Origin of the sequence: Anoxybacillus dikiliensis (assembly GCF_050613275.1) — a bacterium.
Classification (GTDB): domain Bacteria; phylum Bacillota; class Bacilli; order Bacillales; family Anoxybacillaceae; genus Anoxybacillus.
In genome coordinates this window covers 1,862,758-1,882,209 of the sequence record NZ_CP187112.1, presented here as the reverse complement: position 1 = coordinate 1,882,209, position 19,452 = coordinate 1,862,758, and the positions used below count along the sequence as shown (strand labels likewise).

The 19,452-nt window shown below is 41.4% G+C and carries 22 protein-coding genes and 1 tRNA gene; 16 read left to right on the top strand and 7 right to left on the bottom strand.

Annotation, left to right across the window (positions count from 1 at the left end; genetic code table 11):
* The first annotated feature begins 104 nt into the window (after nt 1-104).
* From dnaG to ACPF7I_RS09955, 6 genes are all read left to right on the top strand, one after another.
* The gene (gene dnaG / locus ACPF7I_RS09980; protein ID WP_430743479.1) at nt 105-1,916 is read left to right on the top strand and encodes a DNA primase; all 1,812 of its coding nucleotides are present in this window, start codon (nt 105-107) and stop codon (nt 1,914-1,916) included.
* The gene (rpoD, locus tag ACPF7I_RS09975) at nt 1,909-3,027 is read left to right on the top strand and encodes an RNA polymerase sigma factor RpoD (RefSeq protein WP_430743481.1); all 1,119 of its coding nucleotides are present in this window, start codon (nt 1,909-1,911) and stop codon (nt 3,025-3,027) included. The genes dnaG and rpoD overlap by 8 nt, the downstream gene beginning before the upstream one ends.
* 74 nt (nt 3,028-3,101) lie before the next feature.
* Entirely contained in the window at nt 3,102-3,635 is a 534-nt protein-coding gene (locus ACPF7I_RS09970; RefSeq protein WP_430743482.1) for a hypothetical protein, read from the top strand.
* Between the two features lie 110 nt (nt 3,636-3,745).
* Entirely contained in the window at nt 3,746-4,108 is a 363-nt protein-coding gene (gene cccA, locus ACPF7I_RS09965; protein ID WP_019416904.1) for a cytochrome c550, read from the top strand.
* Nucleotides 4,109-4,193: 85 nt separating this feature from the next.
* The gene (locus ACPF7I_RS09960; protein WP_430745913.1) at nt 4,194-4,904 is read left to right on the top strand and encodes a tRNA (adenine(22)-N(1))-methyltransferase; all 711 of its coding nucleotides are present in this window, start codon (nt 4,194-4,196) and stop codon (nt 4,902-4,904) included.
* Complete coding sequence (locus tag ACPF7I_RS09955; RefSeq protein WP_430743484.1) at nt 4,901-6,019, top strand: Nif3-like dinuclear metal center hexameric protein; 1,119 nt, start codon at nt 4,901-4,903, stop codon at nt 6,017-6,019. The genes ACPF7I_RS09960 and ACPF7I_RS09955 overlap by 4 nt, the downstream gene beginning before the upstream one ends.
* A 9-nt stretch (nt 6,020-6,028) precedes the next feature.
* Here ACPF7I_RS09955 and ACPF7I_RS09950 read toward each other — a convergent pair whose 3' ends face one another.
* Nucleotides 6,029-6,976, bottom strand: a complete 948-nt coding sequence (locus ACPF7I_RS09950; RefSeq protein WP_430743486.1) for a 4-hydroxy-3-methylbut-2-enyl diphosphate reductase — start codon at nt 6,974-6,976, stop codon at nt 6,029-6,031.
* A 67-nt stretch (nt 6,977-7,043) separates the two neighbouring features.
* The gene (gene vrrA / locus ACPF7I_RS09945; RefSeq protein ID WP_430743488.1) at nt 7,044-7,514 is read right to left on the bottom strand and encodes a VrrA/YqfQ family protein; all 471 of its coding nucleotides are present in this window, start codon (nt 7,512-7,514) and stop codon (nt 7,044-7,046) included.
* A 157-nt stretch (nt 7,515-7,671) separates the two neighbouring features.
* Between vrrA and ACPF7I_RS09940 the strand changes: the two genes are divergently transcribed.
* Nucleotides 7,672-8,949, top strand: coding sequence for a DEAD/DEAH box helicase (locus tag ACPF7I_RS09940; protein WP_430743490.1), 1,278 nt, complete (start codon nt 7,672-7,674; stop codon nt 8,947-8,949).
* A gap of 13 nt (nt 8,950-8,962) precedes the next feature.
* On the top strand, nt 8,963-9,850 hold the full coding sequence (locus ACPF7I_RS09935; RefSeq protein WP_430743491.1) for a deoxyribonuclease IV: 888 nt from the start codon (nt 8,963-8,965) through the stop codon (nt 9,848-9,850).
* A gap of 23 nt (nt 9,851-9,873) precedes the next feature.
* Here the strand turns inward: ACPF7I_RS09935 and ACPF7I_RS09930 are convergent, their stop codons facing one another.
* Nucleotides 9,874-10,128 (bottom strand): DUF2624 domain-containing protein, encoded by a 255-nt coding sequence (locus ACPF7I_RS09930; protein WP_430743492.1) that lies wholly within the window; start codon nt 10,126-10,128, stop codon nt 9,874-9,876.
* A 66-nt stretch (nt 10,129-10,194) separates the two neighbouring features.
* On the opposite strand from ACPF7I_RS09930, the gene ACPF7I_RS09925 reads away from it, so the two are divergent.
* The 4 genes from ACPF7I_RS09925 to ACPF7I_RS09910 are packed head-to-tail and all read left to right on the top strand — an operon-like array spanning nt 10,195 to nt 13,182.
* Entirely contained in the window at nt 10,195-11,088 is an 894-nt protein-coding gene (locus tag ACPF7I_RS09925) for a YitT family protein (protein ID WP_430743493.1), read from the top strand.
* 58 nt (nt 11,089-11,146) lie between these two features.
* Nucleotides 11,147-11,902 carry a metal ABC transporter ATP-binding protein gene (locus ACPF7I_RS09920; protein ID WP_430743495.1) on the top strand — a complete coding sequence of 252 codons (756 nt, stop codon included), beginning with the start codon at nt 11,147-11,149 and terminating at the stop codon, nt 11,900-11,902.
* Nucleotides 11,903-11,916: 14 nt separating this feature from the next.
* Nucleotides 11,917-12,750, top strand: a complete 834-nt coding sequence (locus ACPF7I_RS09915; protein WP_430743497.1) for a metal ABC transporter permease — start codon at nt 11,917-11,919, stop codon at nt 12,748-12,750.
* Between the two features lie 6 nt (nt 12,751-12,756).
* On the top strand, nt 12,757-13,182 hold the full coding sequence (locus ACPF7I_RS09910; RefSeq protein WP_430743499.1) for a Fur family transcriptional regulator: 426 nt from the start codon (nt 12,757-12,759) through the stop codon (nt 13,180-13,182).
* A 2-nt stretch (nt 13,183-13,184) separates the two neighbouring features.
* On the opposite strand, the gene ACPF7I_RS09905 is transcribed toward ACPF7I_RS09910, so the two are convergent.
* Nucleotides 13,185-13,760, bottom strand: coding sequence for a hypothetical protein (locus ACPF7I_RS09905; RefSeq protein WP_430743501.1), 576 nt, complete (start codon nt 13,758-13,760; stop codon nt 13,185-13,187).
* 130 nt (nt 13,761-13,890) lie between these two features.
* On the opposite strand from ACPF7I_RS09905, the gene ACPF7I_RS09900 reads away from it, so the two are divergent.
* A complete protein-coding gene (locus ACPF7I_RS09900) occupies nt 13,891-14,229 on the top strand; it encodes a DUF4190 domain-containing protein (protein ID WP_430743502.1) in 339 nt (112 codons plus the stop codon).
* A 20-nt stretch (nt 14,230-14,249) separates the two neighbouring features.
* On the opposite strand, the gene ispG is transcribed toward ACPF7I_RS09900, so the two are convergent.
* The gene (gene ispG, locus ACPF7I_RS09895; RefSeq protein ID WP_430743504.1) at nt 14,250-15,344 is read right to left on the bottom strand and encodes a flavodoxin-dependent (E)-4-hydroxy-3-methylbut-2-enyl-diphosphate synthase; all 1,095 of its coding nucleotides are present in this window, start codon (nt 15,342-15,344) and stop codon (nt 14,250-14,252) included.
* Nucleotides 15,345-15,423: 79 nt separating this feature from the next.
* A complete protein-coding gene (locus tag ACPF7I_RS09890; RefSeq protein ID WP_430743506.1) occupies nt 15,424-15,735 on the bottom strand; it encodes a type IV pilus assembly protein FimV in 312 nt (103 codons plus the stop codon).
* 157 nt (nt 15,736-15,892) lie between these two features.
* On the opposite strand from ACPF7I_RS09890, the gene ACPF7I_RS09885 reads away from it, so the two are divergent.
* Nucleotides 15,893-17,626 (top strand): methyl-accepting chemotaxis protein, encoded by a 1,734-nt coding sequence (locus tag ACPF7I_RS09885; RefSeq protein WP_430743507.1) that lies wholly within the window; start codon nt 15,893-15,895, stop codon nt 17,624-17,626.
* 8 nt (nt 17,627-17,634) lie between these two features.
* Here ACPF7I_RS09885 and ACPF7I_RS09880 read toward each other — a convergent pair whose 3' ends face one another.
* Complete coding sequence (locus ACPF7I_RS09880; RefSeq protein WP_430743509.1) at nt 17,635-18,411, bottom strand: DUF1189 domain-containing protein; 777 nt, start codon at nt 18,409-18,411, stop codon at nt 17,635-17,637.
* Between the two features lie 129 nt (nt 18,412-18,540).
* Between ACPF7I_RS09880 and ACPF7I_RS09875 the strand changes: the two genes are divergently transcribed.
* A tRNA-Ile gene (locus ACPF7I_RS09875) sits at nt 18,541-18,614 on the top strand.
* 171 nt (nt 18,615-18,785) lie between these two features.
* Nucleotides 18,786-19,394 (top strand): superoxide dismutase SodA, encoded by a 609-nt coding sequence (sodA, locus tag ACPF7I_RS09870; RefSeq protein WP_430743510.1) that lies wholly within the window; start codon nt 18,786-18,788, stop codon nt 19,392-19,394.
* Nucleotides 19,395-19,452 lie beyond the last annotated feature (58 nt).

The window sequence follows — 19,452 nt, the reverse complement described above, 5'->3', positions numbered from 1 at the left end:
TTGTTAAAAAGAAGGATTGTTTCGCGCGATGGAGAATAAAAACATACAAAACATTTCTATTTCAGAAACAAGTTTTGTCGAAATATGTTTGGAGCTGTTGAAATATGGGACAACGCATTCCTGAGGAAACGGTTGAGCACATTCGTCGCTCAGTCGATATTGTAGACATCATCCAACAGTATGTCTCACTAAAAAAGCAAGGACGCAACTACTTTGGGTTATGTCCTTTCCACGGGGAGAAAACACCTTCTTTTTCTGTTTCACCAGAAAAGCAAATTTATCATTGTTTTGGCTGTGGGGCAGGCGGAAATGTGTTTTCGTTTTTGATGGACATCGAAGGAATTACATTCATAGAGGCGGTGAAGCGATTAGCACCGCGAGCAAATGTCGATTTATCGCACGTCGTTGATGAGCATCCGACAGCGGAACGGAAAGAAACAGCGACGATGATTGCTGCGCATGAGTTATTAAAAAAGTTTTACCATCATTTGCTTATGCATACAAATGAGGGGGAAGAAGCATTAAACTATTTGCTTCAACGGGGCTTTACGCGCGAGCTCATCGAACAGTTTGAAATTGGCTATGCTTTGCCGTCTTGGAATGCAGCTGTCACATTTTTAGCAAACAAAGGCTTCTCACTTCCGCTTATGGAACAGGCCGGACTCATTGTGAAAAAATCGGGAGAGGACTTATATTTTGATCGTTTCCGTCATCGCGTTATGTTTCCGATCCATAACCATCAAGGAGAAACGGTTGCTTTTTCGGGGAGAGCGCTCGGAAACGAAGAGCCGAAGTATATGAATAGCCCCGAGACGCCAATTTTTAATAAACGCCATATTTTATATCACTTTCATGAAGCACGTTTGCCGATGCGCCAAAAACAGCAAGTTGTACTGTTTGAAGGATTTGCAGATGTGATCGCTGCTGTGCGAGCTGGCATTTCCCATGCTGTAGCAACGATGGGAACAGCTTTATCGGAAGAACAGGCGCGCATGCTTCGTCGCAATGCTTCATCGGTCATTGTTTGTTATGATGGAGATCGAGCGGGAATAGACGCTGCTTTGAGAGCATCCGAAACGCTCGCCGGGGCTGGCTGTTATGTAAAAGTTGCGATGATGCCAGATGGGCTCGACCCTGATGAGTATGTACGCCGATATGGCGCGGATCGTTTTCGCCATCATGTGCTTGATGCAAGTTTGTCGCTGACAGCGTTTAAGCTTGAATATTTAAAGCGCGGCCGCCATTTGCAAAACGAAAGTGAGCGTCTTCGCTATATTGAAGAAGCTGTGAAAGAAATTAGTCGGTTATCTAATGCAATTGAAGCGGATTATTATTTACGACAACTAGCTAATGAGTTTTCCATTTCTATGGATGCGCTACGCGAGCAAATGATGATTTATGGAAAAAAGCAAGTAGAACAAAAGCAAGAACGTCGTGAAACGGTTGTTGTGCCTGTGAAGGCGAAACTGTTACCAGCTTTTCAAAAAGCAGAGCGAATGTTAATTGCTCATATGTTGCGCGATAAAGCGATCGCATTTGCTGTTCAAGAGGCGATTGAAGGCGCATTTAACGTCGAAGAACATCGCGCTATTGCCGCCTATTTATATGCGTTTTACGAAGAAGGACACGAACCCGATGTAAGCTCGTTACTTGAACGCATTCATGATCCGCAACTAAAACGCATCGTTACAGAACTGTCTATGATGCCGATCAACGAAGATATCTCGTCAGCCGAGTTACGAGATTACATTCAATGCGTGCTCAATTACCCAAGAGAGCAGTTGCTCAAGCAAAAAGAAGCGCAGTTGCGCGATGCCGAACGGCAAAAAGATTATGAGCGCGCGAAACGCATTGCAAGCGAAATCATTGCGTTGCGAAAGTCTTTGCATTTTGGAAGGAGGGGAATAAATGGCTGAAAAGTCAACACATTCCGATTTAACGTTAGAACAAGCAAAAGAACAATTAGTCGAGCTAGGTAAAAAACGTGGCGTTCTTACCTATGAAGAAGTCGCTGAGCGATTATCTGCATTTGATCTTGATTCCGATCAAATGGATGAATATTATGAGTATTTAAATGAACAAGGGATCGAAGTCGTCGGCGAATCCGATTTGGATGAGGCCGATTTAGACGACCCAGACTTCGATGATTTAAAAGACGAAGAGTTCGATTTAAATGATTTAAGCGTTCCTCCAGGGGTAAAGATTAACGACCCTGTTCGCATGTATTTAAAAGAAATTGGTCGCGTACCGCTATTATCAGCTGAAGAAGAAATTGAGCTAGCGAAACGCATTGAACAAGGAGACGAAGAAGCTAAACGTCGTTTAGCTGAGGCGAACCTTCGCCTCGTTGTTAGCATTGCGAAACGTTACGTTGGTCGTGGCATGCTTTTCCTTGACTTAATTCAAGAAGGAAATATGGGTTTAATTAAAGCGGTCGAAAAATTTGATTACCGCAAAGGATATAAATTTAGCACATATGCAACATGGTGGATTCGCCAAGCGATTACCCGTGCTATTGCTGACCAAGCGCGCACGATCCGCATCCCTGTTCATATGGTCGAAACGATTAACAAGCTTATTCGCGTTCAGCGTCAACTGTTACAAGACCTCGGCCGCGAACCATCTCCTGAAGAAATTGCGGAAGAGATGGACTTAACGCCAGAAAAAGTGAGAGAAATTTTAAAAATTGCTCAAGAGCCTGTGTCGCTTGAAACGCCAATTGGCGAAGAAGACGACTCCCATTTAGGCGATTTCATTGAAGACCAAGATGCGACATCTCCAGCTGAACACGCAGCGTATGAGCTGTTAAAAGAACAACTCGAAGATGTGTTAGATACGTTAACAGATCGAGAAGAAAATGTGCTTCGTCTTCGTTTTGGCCTTGATGATGGACGTACGCGAACGCTTGAAGAAGTGGGCAAAGTGTTTGGTGTTACGCGCGAACGCATTCGCCAAATTGAAGCAAAAGCGTTGCGAAAACTACGTCATCCAAGCCGTAGCAAACGTTTAAAAGACTTTTTAGAATAACCGTTTACAAGAAATAGTTTACTTCTTACAATGGAAGTAAGCTATTTCTTTATTTAGGAAGGAATGCGTATTCAATGGAACAAAAACGAAAAGAAATCATTATTAATGAAATTAAATATTGGAAACAAACGCGATTACTGCCGGAACAATATTGCGATTTTTTGCTTGCGTTGTACACGGAAGGAAATCGCGATGATGTTGAGACGCCAACGAAGCAAGTTCCAGCGTGGGCGATTCGTGCAACCGCAATGATGATCGGTATATGTTTACTTTTCGCCCTTCTTGTCATTTATTTTACTGAATTGTCGTTCGTTTTGCAAATGCTCATTTTGTCACTTTTTGTCATAATTTGTTTTGTTTCTGTTCGTTTTTTTGCAAAACATAAAATCGTTGTTCATATCGCTCTTATCGGTGGTGCTTTATCACTTCTTCTGCTTTCTATTCGCGCGTGTGATGTTTATTTTTCTGGGAGCACAGGTGCATTAGCGGTTGCTGTAATGGGCAATTGTTTCGTCTGGCTGTTGATCGGCTGGCGCTTTTCGCTGATGTATTTCGTCATTTCAGGCGTGGTCGGCATCATTCTTCTTTTTTCTTCATTTTTCATTTAAAAAAATTTACATACAGGGCTTTTCCTTTATGGGAATTTAAAGTACAATAAAATTGTTTGTAACGTTTTCATTTTGAAAAACATGCTTTATTACATAAGGGAGGGTAAAGTATGAATCGCAATCCGTTAATCCCATTTGCACTTATTATGGTGATGGGAATTGGTCTCATTTTCTTTCTGTCTGTAAAAGGCCTCGGGGATATGAAAGAAGTTGCGAAAGAGAAAGAAGGCGGCGCGAAGACAGAAGAAACAGCAGCTGCAGGTCCAGAAGACATTTACAAAAAAAGCTGTGTTGCATGTCACGGTGCGAACTATGAAGGTGGCGTTGGTCCGGCATTAAAAGGTGTCGGTGATCGTCTATCTGTTGACCAAATTAAAGACGTGCTAGTAAACGGTCGCGGAAGCATGCCAGCTGGATTAGTTCCTGCAGATCAAGCAGAAGAAATGGCAAAATGGCTTTCTGAATTAAAATAAGCGGAGAAGAAAGATCCCTTTACTTCGGTGAAGGGATTTTTCGTTTCTTAATAAAACATGATAAACTGAAGAAAAAAGTGTGGTGATGATCGTGAACGAATTACAGCTATCTAAGCGATTGCAAACAGTTGTTTCATTTATTCCAAAAGGAAGCGTACTAGCAGACATCGGTTCAGATCATGCGTATTTGCCGTGTTATGCGTATTTGCACGGATACATAAAAAAAGCAGTTGCAGGGGAAGTAGCGGACGGACCGTTTCGCTCTGCCAAACAACAAGTCGAAAAGTGTGGGCTTTCTCACGTCATTTCCGTTCGAAAAGGGGATGGGCTACAAGTTGTGGCGCCGAATGAAGTAAATTGTGTAACAATTGCAGGGATGGGAGGAACGCTCATCTCAAATATTTTAGAAGCAGGAAAGGAAAAATTGACATCGGTTCAACGTTTAATTTTACAACCGAATGTCGGTGCGCATATTGTACGAAAATGGTTGCTAGAAAATAAGTGGGAATTAATTGATGAACGCATTTTAGAGGAAGATGGGCAAATATATGAAGTGCTCGTTGCAGAGCGTGGCGATCCTTATCGTCCATACACGCAACTTCATGTTGAACTGTTGCTCGGTCCATTTTTACTAAAAGAACGAAACGAAGTATTTGAAAAAAAATGGACAATGGAAATGAAGCATTGGCAAAACGTTATCGAGCAATTGAAATATGCGAAAACGGAGGAAGCGGTCAAAAAAAGACAACAATTTATTGACACATTACAGATGGTAGAGGAGGTTTTGAAACGATGAAGACACCAAACGGATATGAAGTCATTCAATTATTTGAACAGTTTGCGCCGAAACATTTAGCGATGGAAGACGATAAAATCGGGTTACAAATCGGCACGCTAAATAAACCGATTCGCCGTATCATGATTACGTTAGATGTATTAGAACATGTTGTCGATGAAGCGATCGAACAAAAGATTGATTTAATCATTGCACACCATCCACCGATTTTTCGTCCGCTCAAACATATTGTTACCGATCAGCCGTACGGTCGTATGATTGAAAAGTGTATAAAACACGATATTGCGATTTATGCAGCACATACAAATTTAGATATTGCAAAAGGTGGGGTAAATGATTGGCTCGCTGAAGCACTTCAGTTGCAAAACGTTGATGTTCTTGTGCCCACGTATGAAGAACCGCTGAAAAAGCTTGTTGTATTCGTGCCGCGGACACATGCGGATGCAGTAAGAAAAGCGATTGGTGATGCGGGAGCTGGACATATCGGAAATTATAGCCATTGCACATTTAATAGCGAAGGAATCGGAACGTTTCGACCGGAGGAAGGAGCTAATCCGTTTATCGGTCAACAAGGAACGTTAGAAACAGTAGAAGAAGTGCGCATAGAAACGATTGTTCCTGCACGGCTGCAAAGAAAAGTTGTTCAAGCGATGTTGCAAGCACATCCGTACGAAGAAGTGGCATATGATATATATCCACTTGAAAATAAAGGAACGACATATGGGCTTGGGCGAATTGGGACGTTAAGCGAAGAAATGACATTACAACAATTTGCCGAACATGTCAAACAGTCATTGCGCGTACCGGCTGTTCGTGTCGTTGGTGATTTGATGAGTCGCGTGCGGAAAGTTGCAGTCATCGGTGGAGATGGAAATAAATATATTCACCAAGCAAAAATGAGCGGTGCGGATGTGTATGTCACTGGCGACTTATATTATCATGTCGCTCATGATGCGTTAATGTTAGGTTTGAATGTCGTTGATCCGGGACATCATGTCGAAAAAGTAATGAAAGAAGGGGTGGCGAACGTATTAAAAACGATGTTTACAAAACAAAAATTTGATGTCGATATATACGTATCAAAAGCTCATACGGAGCCGTTTACGTTTATATAAAAAAGAGGCTTATTCGCCTCTTTTTTTCACTTTTGGTAAAATTTTTGTAAGCGGAACTTTTCGTTCTCTTTTCCATGTTTCAGGATTGTTCGGGTCGAACTGTTCCAAAAAGTCAATGACTTCTTTTGTAATCGGTGTCGGTGTAGATGCGCCGGCAGTAACCGCTACTTTTTTGGCGTCTTTAATCCATTCGATGTCAATTTCAGTCACATCCGCTACACGATATGCTTTCGTTCCGGCAATTTCTTCAGATACTTGGGCAAGTCGATTCGAATTATTGCTTCTCGGATCACCGACAACGATTGTGACATCTGCTCCTTTTGCTTGTTCAGCGACCGCTTCTTGCCGCACTTGTGTCGCTAAACAAATTTCACGATGCATTTCAACATGTGGATATTTTTCTTTTACTTTTTCCATAATATGTGCAACGTCCCATTGGCTCATTGTCGTTTGGTTCGTAACAATAATATGTTTTGCTTGAATGTTTAGCTGTTCTACATCTTCAGGTTTTTCAATTAAATGAACGGCGTGTGGCGCAACGCCGACAGCCCCTTCTGGTTCAGGGTGCCCTTTTTTCCCGATGTAAATGACTTCGTATCCATTCGCCACTTTTTCGCGAATAAGCTCGTGTGTTTTTGTCACATCCGGGCATGTAGCGTCAATGGTGACAAGCCCTTTTTCTCTTGCTCGCTGTTTTACTTCAGGTGAAACGCCGTGAGCAGTAAAAATGACTGTGCCGCGATCGATGTTTTCTAAAATTTCAAGTCGATTCGGACCGTCAAGTGTAATAATTCCTTCTTCTGCAAACGCATCTGTCACATGTTTATTATGAACGATCATGCCTAAAATGTAGATCGGTCTTGGTAGCGTCGGATCGAGAGCGGCGTTGCGGGCGATGACCATCGCATCAACGACTCCGTAACAATATCCGCGTGGCGTAATTTTAATGACTTCCATATGGATCGCTCCTTCTTGGCGTGTTTGTCGTATTCATTATATAAAAGAAGGGGCGAACATACAAAAGTTAAATATATAGTTTTGGTACAGATCTCCCTTTTTCATTCGTTTTTTCTTGTTTTCGCTCGCGTTTTGTTGGAATTTGGCGTTGTTTTTTTAGGGGGTGTTGCTCGGTCGTTGCCGCGCTCGTTGCGCGTGCTGTTTCGTTTGTTTCGCTTGCTGTTTTAGTTGTTTCGTTTGTTGTGTCTGATTGTTTAAATTCGCGAAAAAGGCGCATCATTGATGGAACGCTTTTAATGAGTGGACCATACTGTTGCACCATTGGTGTAATCGTTTGAACGACGTTTAACATTTTTTGTACATTCGTTAACATCGAATCGATACTTGGCAATGCGCCGCCAGCACCAAACGTTTGAGCAGGGAATTGGCTGCCAAACAATCGGGAAAACATGCCCCCTTGTGCTTGGCGCATCATCGGTTGTTGCCACATAGGCGGCATAGGCGAACGGGAAGGTGGAAACATAAATGGATGTCGCAATGAAGTTCCTCCTTTCTGTATGAAGTGAAGATTTGAACTTTTCTTATCTATACTACGATATGCAAAAAAGCTCATATAGTTGAATGAACGGTTTATGTTCGTATATAATATGTAACTGGTCTATTTTTTTACTGAAGAAGAAAGGGGATGAGAAACTATGTTTGAACGTTTTTCGTTTCATCCGTTTATTATAGAGGCGCTTCATCATTTAAAGTTTCATAAACCAACACCCATTCAAGAGCGTGTCATTCCCGCTGTCTTGCGTGGAGAGAGCGTGATCGGACAATCACAAACGGGAACAGGAAAGACGCATGCGTATTTATTGCCAATCATCCAGCGCATTGATCCACACGTTGAGGAAGTACAAGCGGTTATTACAGCACCGACGCGTGAGCTAGCTACGCAAATTTATCATGAAGTGTTAAAAATGACGAAATTTTGTCCAAATGATTATCGCATTACAGCGCGTTGTTTTGTCGGTGGAACGGATAAATTACGATCGATTGAAAAGTTGAAAACACAACCGCATATCGTTATTGGCACGCCGGGGCGCGTGTATGATCTCGTTCGTGAACAAGCGCTATTTGTTCATACGGCTCGCACGCTTGTTGTTGATGAGGCAGATGTCATGCTTGATATGGGATTTATTACGGATGTCGACCAAGTGGCAGGACGGATGCCAGAAGATTTACAAATGCTCGTCTTTTCAGCGACGATTCCAGAAAAGTTAAAGCCGTTTTTGAAAAAGTATATGGAGAACCCAACTCACATTCATATTGCTCCGAAACAAGTAGCAGCGTCGACGATCGAACATATTCTTGTTCCGCTCCGTCATCGCGATCGTTTGCAGCTTTTATATGATATATTAGTTAGTTATAATCCGTATTTAGCTATCGTGTTTGCTAATACGCGTAAAACGGTCGATGAAGTAGCGAACGGTTTAATTGAAAAAGGATTAAAAGTAGGAGTGTTACATGGAGATTTAACCCCACGTGAGCGCAAAAAGATGATGAAAGCGATTCGTGATTTACAATTTCAATACATTGTCGCAACAGATTTGGCAGCGCGTGGAATTGATATTGAAGGCGTCAGCCACGTCATCAACTATGAACTGCCAATGGATTTAGATTTTTACGTACATCGTGCGGGACGAACGGGACGTGCAGGGTATGCTGGGACGGCAACAACGATTTATGAACCATCCGATCAACATGCGCTAGTGAAGTTAGAGAAAAAGGGAATTCATTTCCTTCATCGCGATTTCCGTCATGGCGAATGGATTGAGCTCGATGCATGGAACGGGCGGAAAAAAGAGAAAACAGATGAAGTTGAGCGACTCGTTGAAAAAATAGCGAAAAAACAAAAGAAAGTCAAACCGGGATATAAGAAAAAATTGCGAGAACAGTTGAAAAAACAAAGAGCGAAAAAGAAATAAGGGAGAGAAAGACGTGTTAAAAATCGGTTCACACGTATCGATGAGCGGAAAAGAAATGTTGTTAGCCGCAAGTAAAGAAGCAGTATCATATGGAGCAAATACGTTTATGATTTATACGGGTGCGCCACAAAATACGAGGCGTAAACCAATCGAAGAACTAAATATTGATCAAGGGCTTGCCTATATGAAACAACATGGGATTGAAGAAATTGTCGTGCATGCCCCATACATTATTAATATCGGCAATACAATCAATGCAGACACGTTTTCACTTGGCGTTTCTTTTTTACGTTCGGAAATCGAACGAACAGAAGCGATTGGTGCGAAGCAGCTCGTCCTCCATCCTGGTGCGCACGTCGGTGCGGGTGTGGAAGCAGGTATTGCAAAAATTATTGAAGGGTTAAACGAAGTCATTACCAATGACCAACAAGTGCAAATCGCTTTAGAAACGATGGCAGGAAAAGGGTCTGAATGTGGCAGCCGCTTTGAAGAGTTAGCAAAGATCATTGACGGTGTTACGCATAACGATAAGCTTTCTGTTTGTTTTGATACATGTCATACACACGATGCGGGATACGATATTGTGAACGATTTTGACGGTGTATTAGAACAATTTGATCGCATGATCGGGCTTGACCGTCTAAAAGTATTGCATATTAATGATAGCAAAAATCCGTGTGGAAGTCGGAAAGACCGTCATGAAAATATCGGTTTTGGTTATATCGGTTTTGATGCGCTAAATTATATTGTCCATCACCCACAACTTATGCACGTACCAAAAATTTTAGAAACGCCATATGTTGGGGAGAAAGGAGCGGCGAAACCGCCATATCAATTTGAAATTGCGATGTTGCGTGCGCAACAGTTTGACCCAAGCGTTCGAGAAAAAATTTCGGAGTAGAAGGCTGTCTGTAGGCAGCCTTCTTACTGTATAAATTGTCGAATGAAGTCATTAGCTTGTTTAGCAAGTTGTGGTGATGTGCGCTGGGCGAGTTCACGAATCCAATTTTTCCTCGCTTGTTCATTAAACATATCGATCGTTTTTTCACGCATCATTTGAATGATCGTTTCCGCGTCTTTTTGGGAAAGTAGAACGTTATATTCCTTGGCATACATCATTAATTCATGTGCGGTGATGGATTTCATTTTATGCTGGACGATTTTATGATACACATTCACGTAACATCCCTCCTTATTTACCATATGAGAGGAAGGAAGGAAGAGTGCAATGGTATAATGAAATAAATGAAGGGGGAGATTTGTTTGAAAAGACAACATAAAAAAGAGACGATTAGCCATTTAATGTATCGTGTTGTGATGATGACGGTTGGTGCGACGCTTGCTGCGTTATCGATCGAATTGTTTCTAGTGCCTAATGAAATTATTGATGGTGGGGTCATCGGTATATCGCTTATTCTTGATCACATTCTTCCAAATTACGCATGGTTGAACTTTGCCACGCTTGTCATTTTACTCAATGCACCGTTTATGTATTTCGGTTATAAACAAATCGGAAAAACGTTTATGCTCTCTTCCCTCTACTCGATCATTGTATTAGCTGTCATGGAGCGGTTGTTTCATCATGTATCCCCATTTACAACGGATTCCATTTTAGCAACGGTGTTTGGCGGAGCCATTCTTGGTGCAGGTGTAGGGCTTGTTATTCGCCATGGCGGTTCATTAGATGGCACAGAAATTTTAGGTATTTTAATGACGAAAAAGTTGCCGTTTTCCGTTGGGGAATTTGTCATGTTTACAAACGTTTTTATTTTTACTTGGGCTGCGTTTGTGTTCGGACCGAAGCAAGCGATGTACTCCGTTTTGACTTATTATATCGCTTTTAAAACGATTGATACGGTCATTCAAGGATTAGATGAAACAAAAGCGGTGTTCATCGTATCAGATCGTTATGAAGAAGTGTCAGATGCCATTTTAAATCGACTTGGCCGTGGAACGACGAAGTTGATGGGAAAAGGCGGATATACAGACGAACAAAAAGAAGTGATTTATGCTGTTGTTACGCGTCTGGAAGTGACGAAGCTGAAATCAATTGTATATGAAATTGACCCAAATGCCTTTATTACGATTATGAATACACAAGAAGTGCGTGGAGCGAAATTTAAGTCGGCTATTCATTAATGAAAACAAATGCGTTATACTATGAATCGGAATCATTTTGAATTAAGGTGGTCAAACGATGGACGATATTTTACGTATAGAAGACGTGTCGTTTCGATATGATGATGAAGATGTACTGCAACATATTCATTTTCACATTCCAAAAGGCGCTTTCGTTGGTTTAGTTGGTCCGAACGGGTCAGGAAAATCAACGCTGTTAAAATGCATTTTGCGATTATTAAAACCGCAAACAGGACGCATTTTTTTATTCGGCACGCCAATTGAGCAGTTTAAAGATTGGCATAAAATTGGATTTGTATCCCAAAAGGCAAATAGCTTTAATACCGGATTTCCTGCAACAGTATATGAAGTTGTAGCGAGCGGTTTAGCTGGAAAGCTCGGCTTATTTCGCCGATTAAAAAAAAGCGACGAAAAAGCAGTATATGAAGCGATTGATGCGGTCGGCATGAGCTCTTTTATTCATCGAAACATTGGCGAACTTTCGGGCGGGCAACAACAACGTGTATTTATCGCACGTGCGATCGTGTCGCAACCTGAATTTTTAATTTTAGATGAACCAACTGTCGGGGTCGATGTGCATCATGTACAAAGCTTTTACGACATGCTTGAACGGTTAAATAAACAACATCATATGACGCTGCTTCTTGTGACGCACGATATCGGAACGATTACAGAAAAAGTGACGCATGTCGCTTGTTTAAACAAACATTTGCATTTCCATGGAAGCGTGCAACAGTTTGCGCAGCTGAAAACAGAAGATTTGGCATCATTTTACGGGCATCATCTTCACCTACTTGCCCATGACCATGCATAGAAAGGGGGGAGATTATGCTACAGGCGTTATTTCAATATGAATTTTTACAAAATGCGTTTATTGTCGGCATACTGATCGGACTCATCGCCCCTCTGCTAGGCGTGTTTATTGTCGTACGGAGATTATCGCTTATTGCGGATGCATTGAGTCATGTAACGCTTGCAGGAATTGCGGCCAGTTTACTTGTACAAAAAACGTTTGTCATCGGAGCGACATTCAATCCGATTTATGTGGGCATGGCGTTTTCGGTTGCTGGTTCGTTATTTATTGAAAAATTGCGTACCGTATATAAGCACTATCAAGAATTAGCTATTCCGATCATTTTATCAGGAGGCATCGGCTTAAGCGTCATTTTTATTTCACTTGCGGATGGCTTCAATACCGATCTGTTTTCATATTTGTTCGGAAGCGTTAGCGCAGTAAGCCGAACGGATGTATGGACAATTAGCATCATTTTTTTCATCGTGTTTGCTGTTATTTTTCTGCTCTATAAAGAATGGTTTATTTTATCATTTGATGAAGAATATGCCCAAGCATCAGGAGTAAAGGTAAGGGTGCTTCATTTTGTTTTCATCGTGTTAGTTGCTCTTGTCATTGCCGCATCGATGCGAATTGTCGGTATTTTGCTTGTTTCATCACTCATGACGCTTCCTGTTGCCGCAAGCATTCGAATCGCAAAAGGATTTAAACAAGCGTTATGGTTGTCAGTTTTATTTGGTGAGCTTGCTGTCATTGTTGGCTTATTTCTTTCTTATTATTTAAATTTAGCCCCCGGCGGGACGATTGTGTTGTTAGCTGTTTGTATATTAATTGGTGCGATCATGTGGAAAAAATGGAAGAGAGGATGACGAAGCGTGAACGTTTCTGAAGCGCTACGCTTAATGAAAGAAAAGGGGTTTAAGTATACAGGAAAGCGCGAAGAAATGCTTGAGCTGTTTGCAAAAACAGATAAATATTTAACGGCAAAAGATGTGCTTGATATAATGAAAGATCGGTATCCCGGACTGAGTTTCGATACAGTTTATCGAAACTTGGCATTGTTTGTTGAGCTCGGCATTTTAGAAATGACTGAGCTGTCTGGGGAGAAGCGCTTTCGGTTTACATGTAATGTGCATCATCATCATCACCATTTTATTTGCATGTCGTGCGGAAAAACGAAAGAACTTGTAACGTGTCCGATGAATGAGTTAGTGGAAGATTTGCAGGGATATACGATTTCGGGACATAAGTTTGAAGTGTACGGAACATGCCCGATGTGCCAACAACAAGCTGACGTGTAATGTCAGCTTGTTGTTGTGAGTAATTGTTCTACTCGTTGTTTTGCTTCGTGCCAATTGTATACGCGAATGACGCCTTTCGGGAGCGGACCGCGATTGTAAGGGGTATCAAATAAAATGACAGGAATAAGGCATTGTTCGGCAATATTGCAAGCATTATCGTATTTATCTTCAAAAAACATGTCGATTTTATATTTCTTTACGGCTTCAATTTTATCGTGTGAACCGATCAGTTCGATATGATGGTAATGAACCCCTTGTTGTTGAAACCATTTTTCTGTTATTTCGTACAAGTGACGACCTCGTGCGCTAATGTAATACAGCTCATATTCATCTTTCCAACTATTAATAACTTCTAACGCTCCGTTCGCGAGAGGTGCTTCGCTGTAGATGATCGGTTCGTATTGTTCCATCCATTCATTTAATTTTTCTTCCGTTGTATCTAAAAAAGGAACTAAATCGTAATCGGTAATATCATCAAGCGTTAAATTTTTTTGAAACGACTGATTTAAATATGGAATGAATGTACTTGGACATGTTACTGTTCCGTCAATATCGATGCCAAATCGCCGTTTGCTCATGTTTGTTCATCCTTCCTATGATGTGCTTTTCTTGCCCATTATATCATTGACATAAAGTAACATCTATAATGACGTATCGCTTATTGCATAATAATAGTGCTCCTCATTTCACGAAAGCGAGGGAATGGTCATGGACAATGAACGTCAGCGTCAATCGTATGACAACGAACGAATAGATACTGTTCCGAATGTTGAACGAGATTTTATGGAAGAAACAGCAGGTGAAATTGCTGAGCCGATTCGATTTTCTGAAAAAGAAGTCGATCGTGAACAAAACGGTCGTGGCGTTGGCTGGCTCGCACTTGCTTTATCGGTTGTTTCTCTTTTCTTAATGCCAGTCATTATGGGGGCAGCCGGTATTATTTTTGGATTCATTGCCCGACGTCGAGGAGCAGAAACGTTAGGTGCTTGGGCAATTGGAATTGGGGCTGTTTCCATTATTTTAAGCTTTTTTGTCCGATTTTGGTAAATAAGAGGGGAATCCCCCTCTTATTTTTGTCTTCCTTTCGACGCATATTCTTCCGCTAATTTGTCGATTTCTTTTTTCAACTCTTCGACCATTGTTTCTTCAGGTACTTTGCGAACAATTTTTCCATGGCGGAACAATAATCCTTCTCCGCGAGCCCCTGCAATGCCGATGTCAGCTTCGCGCGCCTCTCCCGGCCCGTTTACCGCACAACCGAGGACAGCTACTTTAATTGGAGCTTTAATTTGAGCAATATATTCTTCAATTTCATTTGCTATGCGAATTAAGTCAATTTCAATTCGTCCGCATGTTGGACAAGAAATTAACGTTGCCGCATTTGCAGCGAGACCGAACGCTTTCAACAGCTCCCGCGCCACTTTCACTTCTTCGACAGGATCAGCGCTAAGTGATACGCGCACCGTATTGCCAATTCCTTTACTTAAAATGGCACCAAGTCCCGCAGCACTTTTTACTGTTCCGGCAAATAGCGTACCTGATTCCGTAATGCCAAGATGGAGCGGATAGTCGAACGTGCGCGCAGCTTTTTCATATGCTTCAATCGCTAAACGAACATCGGAAGCTTTCAGCGAAACGATAATGTCATAAAAATCAAGGTCTTCTAAAATGCGGATATGGTGCAACGCGCTTTCGACCATGCCATCTGCGGTCGGATAGCCGTATTTTTCTAAAATACGTTTCTCAAGTGAACCAGCGTTTACGCCGATGCGAATCGGAACCCCCCGCTCTTTCGCAGCTTTTACAACCGCTTCTACTTTCTCTCGTTTTCCAATGTTTCCTGGGTTAATACGAATTTTATCGGCTCCGTTTTCGATCGCTTTTAAAGCAAGGCGGTAGTCAAAATGAATATCGACAACGAGCGGAATATTGATGCGTTTTTTTATTTCAGCAATCGCATCAGCTGCTCTTTCGTCTGGGCAAGCGACGCGAACGATTTGGCATCCAGCTTCTTCGAGTCGATGTATTTGAGCAACGGTTTCCTCTATATCATGCGTTTTTGTCGTCGTCATACTTTGAATGACGACTTCGTTGTTCCCACCGATTGTAATGTTCCCAACGCGAACGGGGCGGGTTTTTGAACGATGAATGATTTCGCTCACGAGTTAATCGCTCCTTTAACGTATTAATCAAATCATTTTTTATTGTAGCAATGTTTCTTATTTGTTGACAATGTTTTTGCTATTTCTGATTATAGTACGGAATGCGGTACGTTTTTCCGATTTGAAGGGAATGAGCATTTACATGTGGATTCAACGTTTGAAAATCAGCAATGAGCTGATCGATGGATACGGGTAATTTTCCATTCATCTCACGCTCGACGATCGAAAGGAGCGTATCGCCCCGTTGGATTATGACTTCACGATATGGAAGCTCCTTTGTTGGTTTGAACGTTTTTTCTGCGCGAATTGTATGGATGGTCCCTTCTGTTATATCATGGTAAGCAATTGCACATATCGCAATGCATACAAGAAAGATGAAAACTTTTTTCATGGCGTTCCCCCGCTTCATTTTTCTGTTTTATCCATATGGCTTGTCCAAACGATATATGCGTAAAAATTACATTGTCTTTACATTGCTTTACATGTTTTTCACATCACGTTTACATGTTTTTGGTATTCTTTGTCTGTATTTGTCGAAGGGGGGATATATGTTGAGACAGCGATTAAAATATATAAAAAAGCTTGTGCGAGTGCCTGTATTTCAACCATCACCGAAAATAAAACAATGGTTATTAAAAATTAGCTTACAAAACCGTTTATTTATTTTATTTTTGGGTGTGTTAATCATTTCGTTAAGTGCCGTCGGAATGATTGCTTATCATCAAGCGAAACAAACGACGGTAAAAGCGATCGAAAATCGCCTTGAGAGAGAGGCGACGATGATGTTTGAAGTGTCACGTAATCTCATGTATATTCATGCTGGAAATGAGCAACTGCTTGAAAAAAGTTTGCGGTCTGCAGTAAAGCAACAAAAGGCGGAACTGATGCAAGATGGATTAAGCGTAGACATTTTTTTAATTGGGGATAGACAAATAAAAACGTTTGAACGAAATGAACAGCTCAATGTACCAACATCCGTCCAACAAACAATTACGAAACAAAAAAATGGTGTGTCGCATTTGGAATGGAACGGGCGTACATATACATTTGCATATAAAACTATTCAAGAATTGAAAGGAACATATGTCGTTGCTGTACCGGATGAACAGTTTATGAAACCGATTCAACAGCTTGCGTATTTAACCGTTGTAGCGATTATTATAAGCGTCATTATTTCAACGATCATGATTAAATGGTTAGTAAGTGGATTAACGAAGCCGATTGCCCAACTTCGTCATGCGATGAGCCGATTGTCGCGTGGAGATTTAACGGTTGACGAACATATTTATTCGACAACGCCAGAAATTGATTCGCTTGCGCGCAGCTTCCAACGGATGTTGACGAGCATGAAAAATGTCATTCGTGAAATGGACGAAACAACAAAACAGCTAGCCATCACAGGAGGCGACTTAGAGCATGTGTCTGAACATGCCATTGAATCAAACGATCAGCTCTTGGCAGCGATTTCTACTGTGAAACAAGGGGCAGAAGAAACGGCCAATGCTTCGGACGAAAGCATTCATCGCGTCGATGAGATGAAAAAACGGATGCAACACGTATTAGCAAGTGTGAAAAACATTTCAGCCAGTGCGAATGATATGAATGAATCTTCAAAGGGTGGAGAAAAGCGGCTAACGCATTTAATTGCTGATATTCATTCATTTGCTGAGCAATTTAAAAAAGTAAACGATACGATTCAAAGTGTAAAACATCATTCGATGTCGATTACAAAAGTTGTGGATGTCATTCGACAAATTGCCGAGCAAACGAAGTTATTGGCGCTCAACGCAACAATTGAAGCGGCGCGCGCTGGAGAAGCTGGGAAAGGATTTGCAGTCGTCGCTACAGAAGTGAGAAAGCTCGCGGAACATGCTTCAAAGGCAACGGAAGAAATTACATCTTCCATTTTTGCGATGGAAGAAGTATCGATTCATGCGACAAATCAGTTTGAAGGGATGGTCACACATTTACAACATCAACTCATGTCTGCAAATGAGGCAAAGCGTTCGTTTGACCATTTGTTAAAAGAAATTCAGCGCGTTAATCGCAACGTGGCGCAAATGGAAGGTGAATTGGAGCAGTTTCAGCAATTATTGCCGATGATTGAGACGGTGACGGTGGCATTTGCTTCTGTTGCTCAACAAACGCTAGCAAGCGCAGAAGAAATGATGTCTGTTTCGTATGATCAAACGAAACAGATGAATGATATGCATCGTGTTGGTGAACGATTAAATGAATTATCGCAATCATTATCCGCACTGACTGCAGCATTTAAATTATAAGAAGCAGGCTAATGGCCTGCTTCTTTCATAGAAGGAAGTTCTTTGATGGAAGCGAACAAAATTGTGACAGAAACGAACCAATCTAAAGCGACAGCATAAGGAACGACAATTTGTAGGGCTTCCATCGTTGTGAAAAAGATTGTTGCTAATGTAATGGAATAAGCAGAGATACTCCACATATGGCGGTACGTTCCACGCTTATTTAACGTGCCGCGGAAAATAAGACCGATAAATGCAAGAACGGTAACATAAAGAAATTTGCTCGTACATGTGAAAAAGTATAACACGAGAAACGATAATGAAATCACAATAGGAAGCAACGATTGAAGCGTGCGCGCAAATTCATATACATCTTCGTTTGTGAAACGTTCCGCTTGCATGAAAGCATAAGGATATGACTGGACGTGTCCATTGGCAACAAGCGCAAATTGTTCCTTTAAAAACGCCACTGCATTCGTATAACGCGCCGCATCATCTGTTGTGAGTGTACCTGTGCTATCAAATAAAATGGTCACGTTTGGATACGTAAGCTCAATTGGTTCTTGTGTGTTCGATGTCAATACCCCATCGACGACTTCAAATGGAGGAAGATCTTCCTTTAATAGTTGATGCGTTGAGCCGATTATTTTGTTTATGCTCATTGTAAAGTAAATGGCAATCGGTAACGTTGCAATAAGCGATAAAAAAAACACGTAGCCAATCGCCTTTCCGATTGGATGAAAACGAAAGCGTGCAATATGTACAGGAGAATAAAGACTTTGTAACAACCGTTTCCACATGATCATTCACATCCTTTATGCGTCATCATTTCTCATTCTACTTCTTTTTCTATTTGGTACACAACCTTTTTGTTTCGTGTGTTGCATGTGTTGACGATCTTCGCCTTTTTTGATAAAATTACCATCGGATATGGCGGACCCTTAGCTCAGCTGGTTAGAGCGGACGGCTCATAACCGTCTGGTCGCAGGTTCGAGTCCTGCAGGGTCCATTTACCTCGCTAAGTAAATTAGCGAGGTTTTTTTGCAAATAATTTGAAACATTCGATGTATTTTGGTACTCTTAAGGTAGGTTCACTTATGAAACTTTTCTGTTTCTTAATCTAACTAATTTATCGGTTTCATTCGTGAACAATTACATAATGAATGAGGAGGAATGAAACATGGCATTTGAATTACCACAATTGCCTTATGCTTACGACGCGTTAGAACCACATATTGACAAAGAAACGATGAACATTCATCACACAAAACATCATAACGCGTATGTAACAAATTTAAACGCAGCGCTCGAAGGTCATCCAGAATTGCAAAACAAAAAAATTGAAGAGTTAATGGCCAATTTAGATGCGGTACCTGAAAATATTCGTACAGCTGTTCGTAATAATGGAGGCGGACATGCGAACCACTCGCTCTTTTGGACTATTCTTTCGCCAAATGGTGGCGGTGAACCAACGGGTGAACTAGCTGAGGCAATCAATCGTACGTTTGGAAGCTTCGAGAAATTTAAAGAAGAATTTTCGAAAGCGGCAGCAACACGTTTCGGTTCTGGTTGGGCTTGGCTTGTCGTTCATAATGGTCAACTTGAAGTGACAAGCACACCAAACCAAGATACACCGTTAATGGAAGGAAAAACGCCAATTTTAGGATTAGACGTATGGGAGCATGCGTATTACTTAAAATATCAAAACCGTCGTCCAGATTACATTTCAGCATTTTGGAATGTTGTTAACTGGGACGAAGTGGCCAAGCGTTACGCAGCAGCGAAATAATGACGAAGGGCTCGACAATTTGTCGAGCTCTTTTTGTATATCGTTGTAAAAGAGTAGG

Excerpts from the sequence above, each read along its gene's own strand:
- ACPF7I_RS09950 (WP_430743486.1), bottom strand. The coding sequence starts at position 6,976 with ATGGAAGTCATTAAAATTACGCCACGCGGATATTGTTACGGAGTCGTT.
- ACPF7I_RS09905 (WP_430743501.1), bottom strand. The coding sequence starts at position 13,760 with ATGAGCAAACGGCGATTTGGCATCGATATTGACGGAACAGTAACATGT.
- rpoD (WP_430743481.1), top strand. The coding sequence starts at position 1,909 with ATGGCTGAAAAGTCAACACATTCCGATTTAACGTTAGAACAAGCAAAA.
- ACPF7I_RS09970 (WP_430743482.1), top strand. The coding sequence starts at position 3,102 with ATGGAACAAAAACGAAAAGAAATCATTATTAATGAAATTAAATATTGG.
- ACPF7I_RS09915 (WP_430743497.1), top strand. The coding sequence starts at position 11,917 with ATGCTACAGGCGTTATTTCAATATGAATTTTTACAAAATGCGTTTATT.
- ACPF7I_RS09885 (WP_430743507.1), top strand. The coding sequence starts at position 15,893 with ATGTTGAGACAGCGATTAAAATATATAAAAAAGCTTGTGCGAGTGCCT.
- ACPF7I_RS09920 (WP_430743495.1), top strand. The coding sequence starts at position 11,147 with ATGGACGATATTTTACGTATAGAAGACGTGTCGTTTCGATATGATGAT.
- ACPF7I_RS09940 (WP_430743490.1), top strand. The coding sequence starts at position 7,672 with ATGTTTGAACGTTTTTCGTTTCATCCGTTTATTATAGAGGCGCTTCAT.
- ACPF7I_RS09900 (WP_430743502.1), top strand. The coding sequence starts at position 13,891 with ATGGACAATGAACGTCAGCGTCAATCGTATGACAACGAACGAATAGAT.
- cccA (WP_019416904.1), top strand. The coding sequence starts at position 3,746 with ATGAATCGCAATCCGTTAATCCCATTTGCACTTATTATGGTGATGGGA.
- ACPF7I_RS09925 (WP_430743493.1), top strand. The coding sequence starts at position 10,195 with ATGAAGGGGGAGATTTGTTTGAAAAGACAACATAAAAAAGAGACGATT.
- ACPF7I_RS09880 (WP_430743509.1), bottom strand. The coding sequence starts at position 18,411 with ATGATCATGTGGAAACGGTTGTTACAAAGTCTTTATTCTCCTGTACAT.
- ACPF7I_RS09960 (WP_430745913.1), top strand. The coding sequence starts at position 4,194 with ATGATCGTGAACGAATTACAGCTATCTAAGCGATTGCAAACAGTTGTT.
- ACPF7I_RS09890 (WP_430743506.1), bottom strand. The coding sequence starts at position 15,735 with ATGAAAAAAGTTTTCATCTTTCTTGTATGCATTGCGATATGTGCAATT.
- dnaG (WP_430743479.1), top strand. The coding sequence starts at position 105 with ATGGGACAACGCATTCCTGAGGAAACGGTTGAGCACATTCGTCGCTCA.
- sodA (WP_430743510.1), top strand. The coding sequence starts at position 18,786 with ATGGCATTTGAATTACCACAATTGCCTTATGCTTACGACGCGTTAGAA.
- ACPF7I_RS09955 (WP_430743484.1), top strand. The coding sequence starts at position 4,901 with ATGAAGACACCAAACGGATATGAAGTCATTCAATTATTTGAACAGTTT.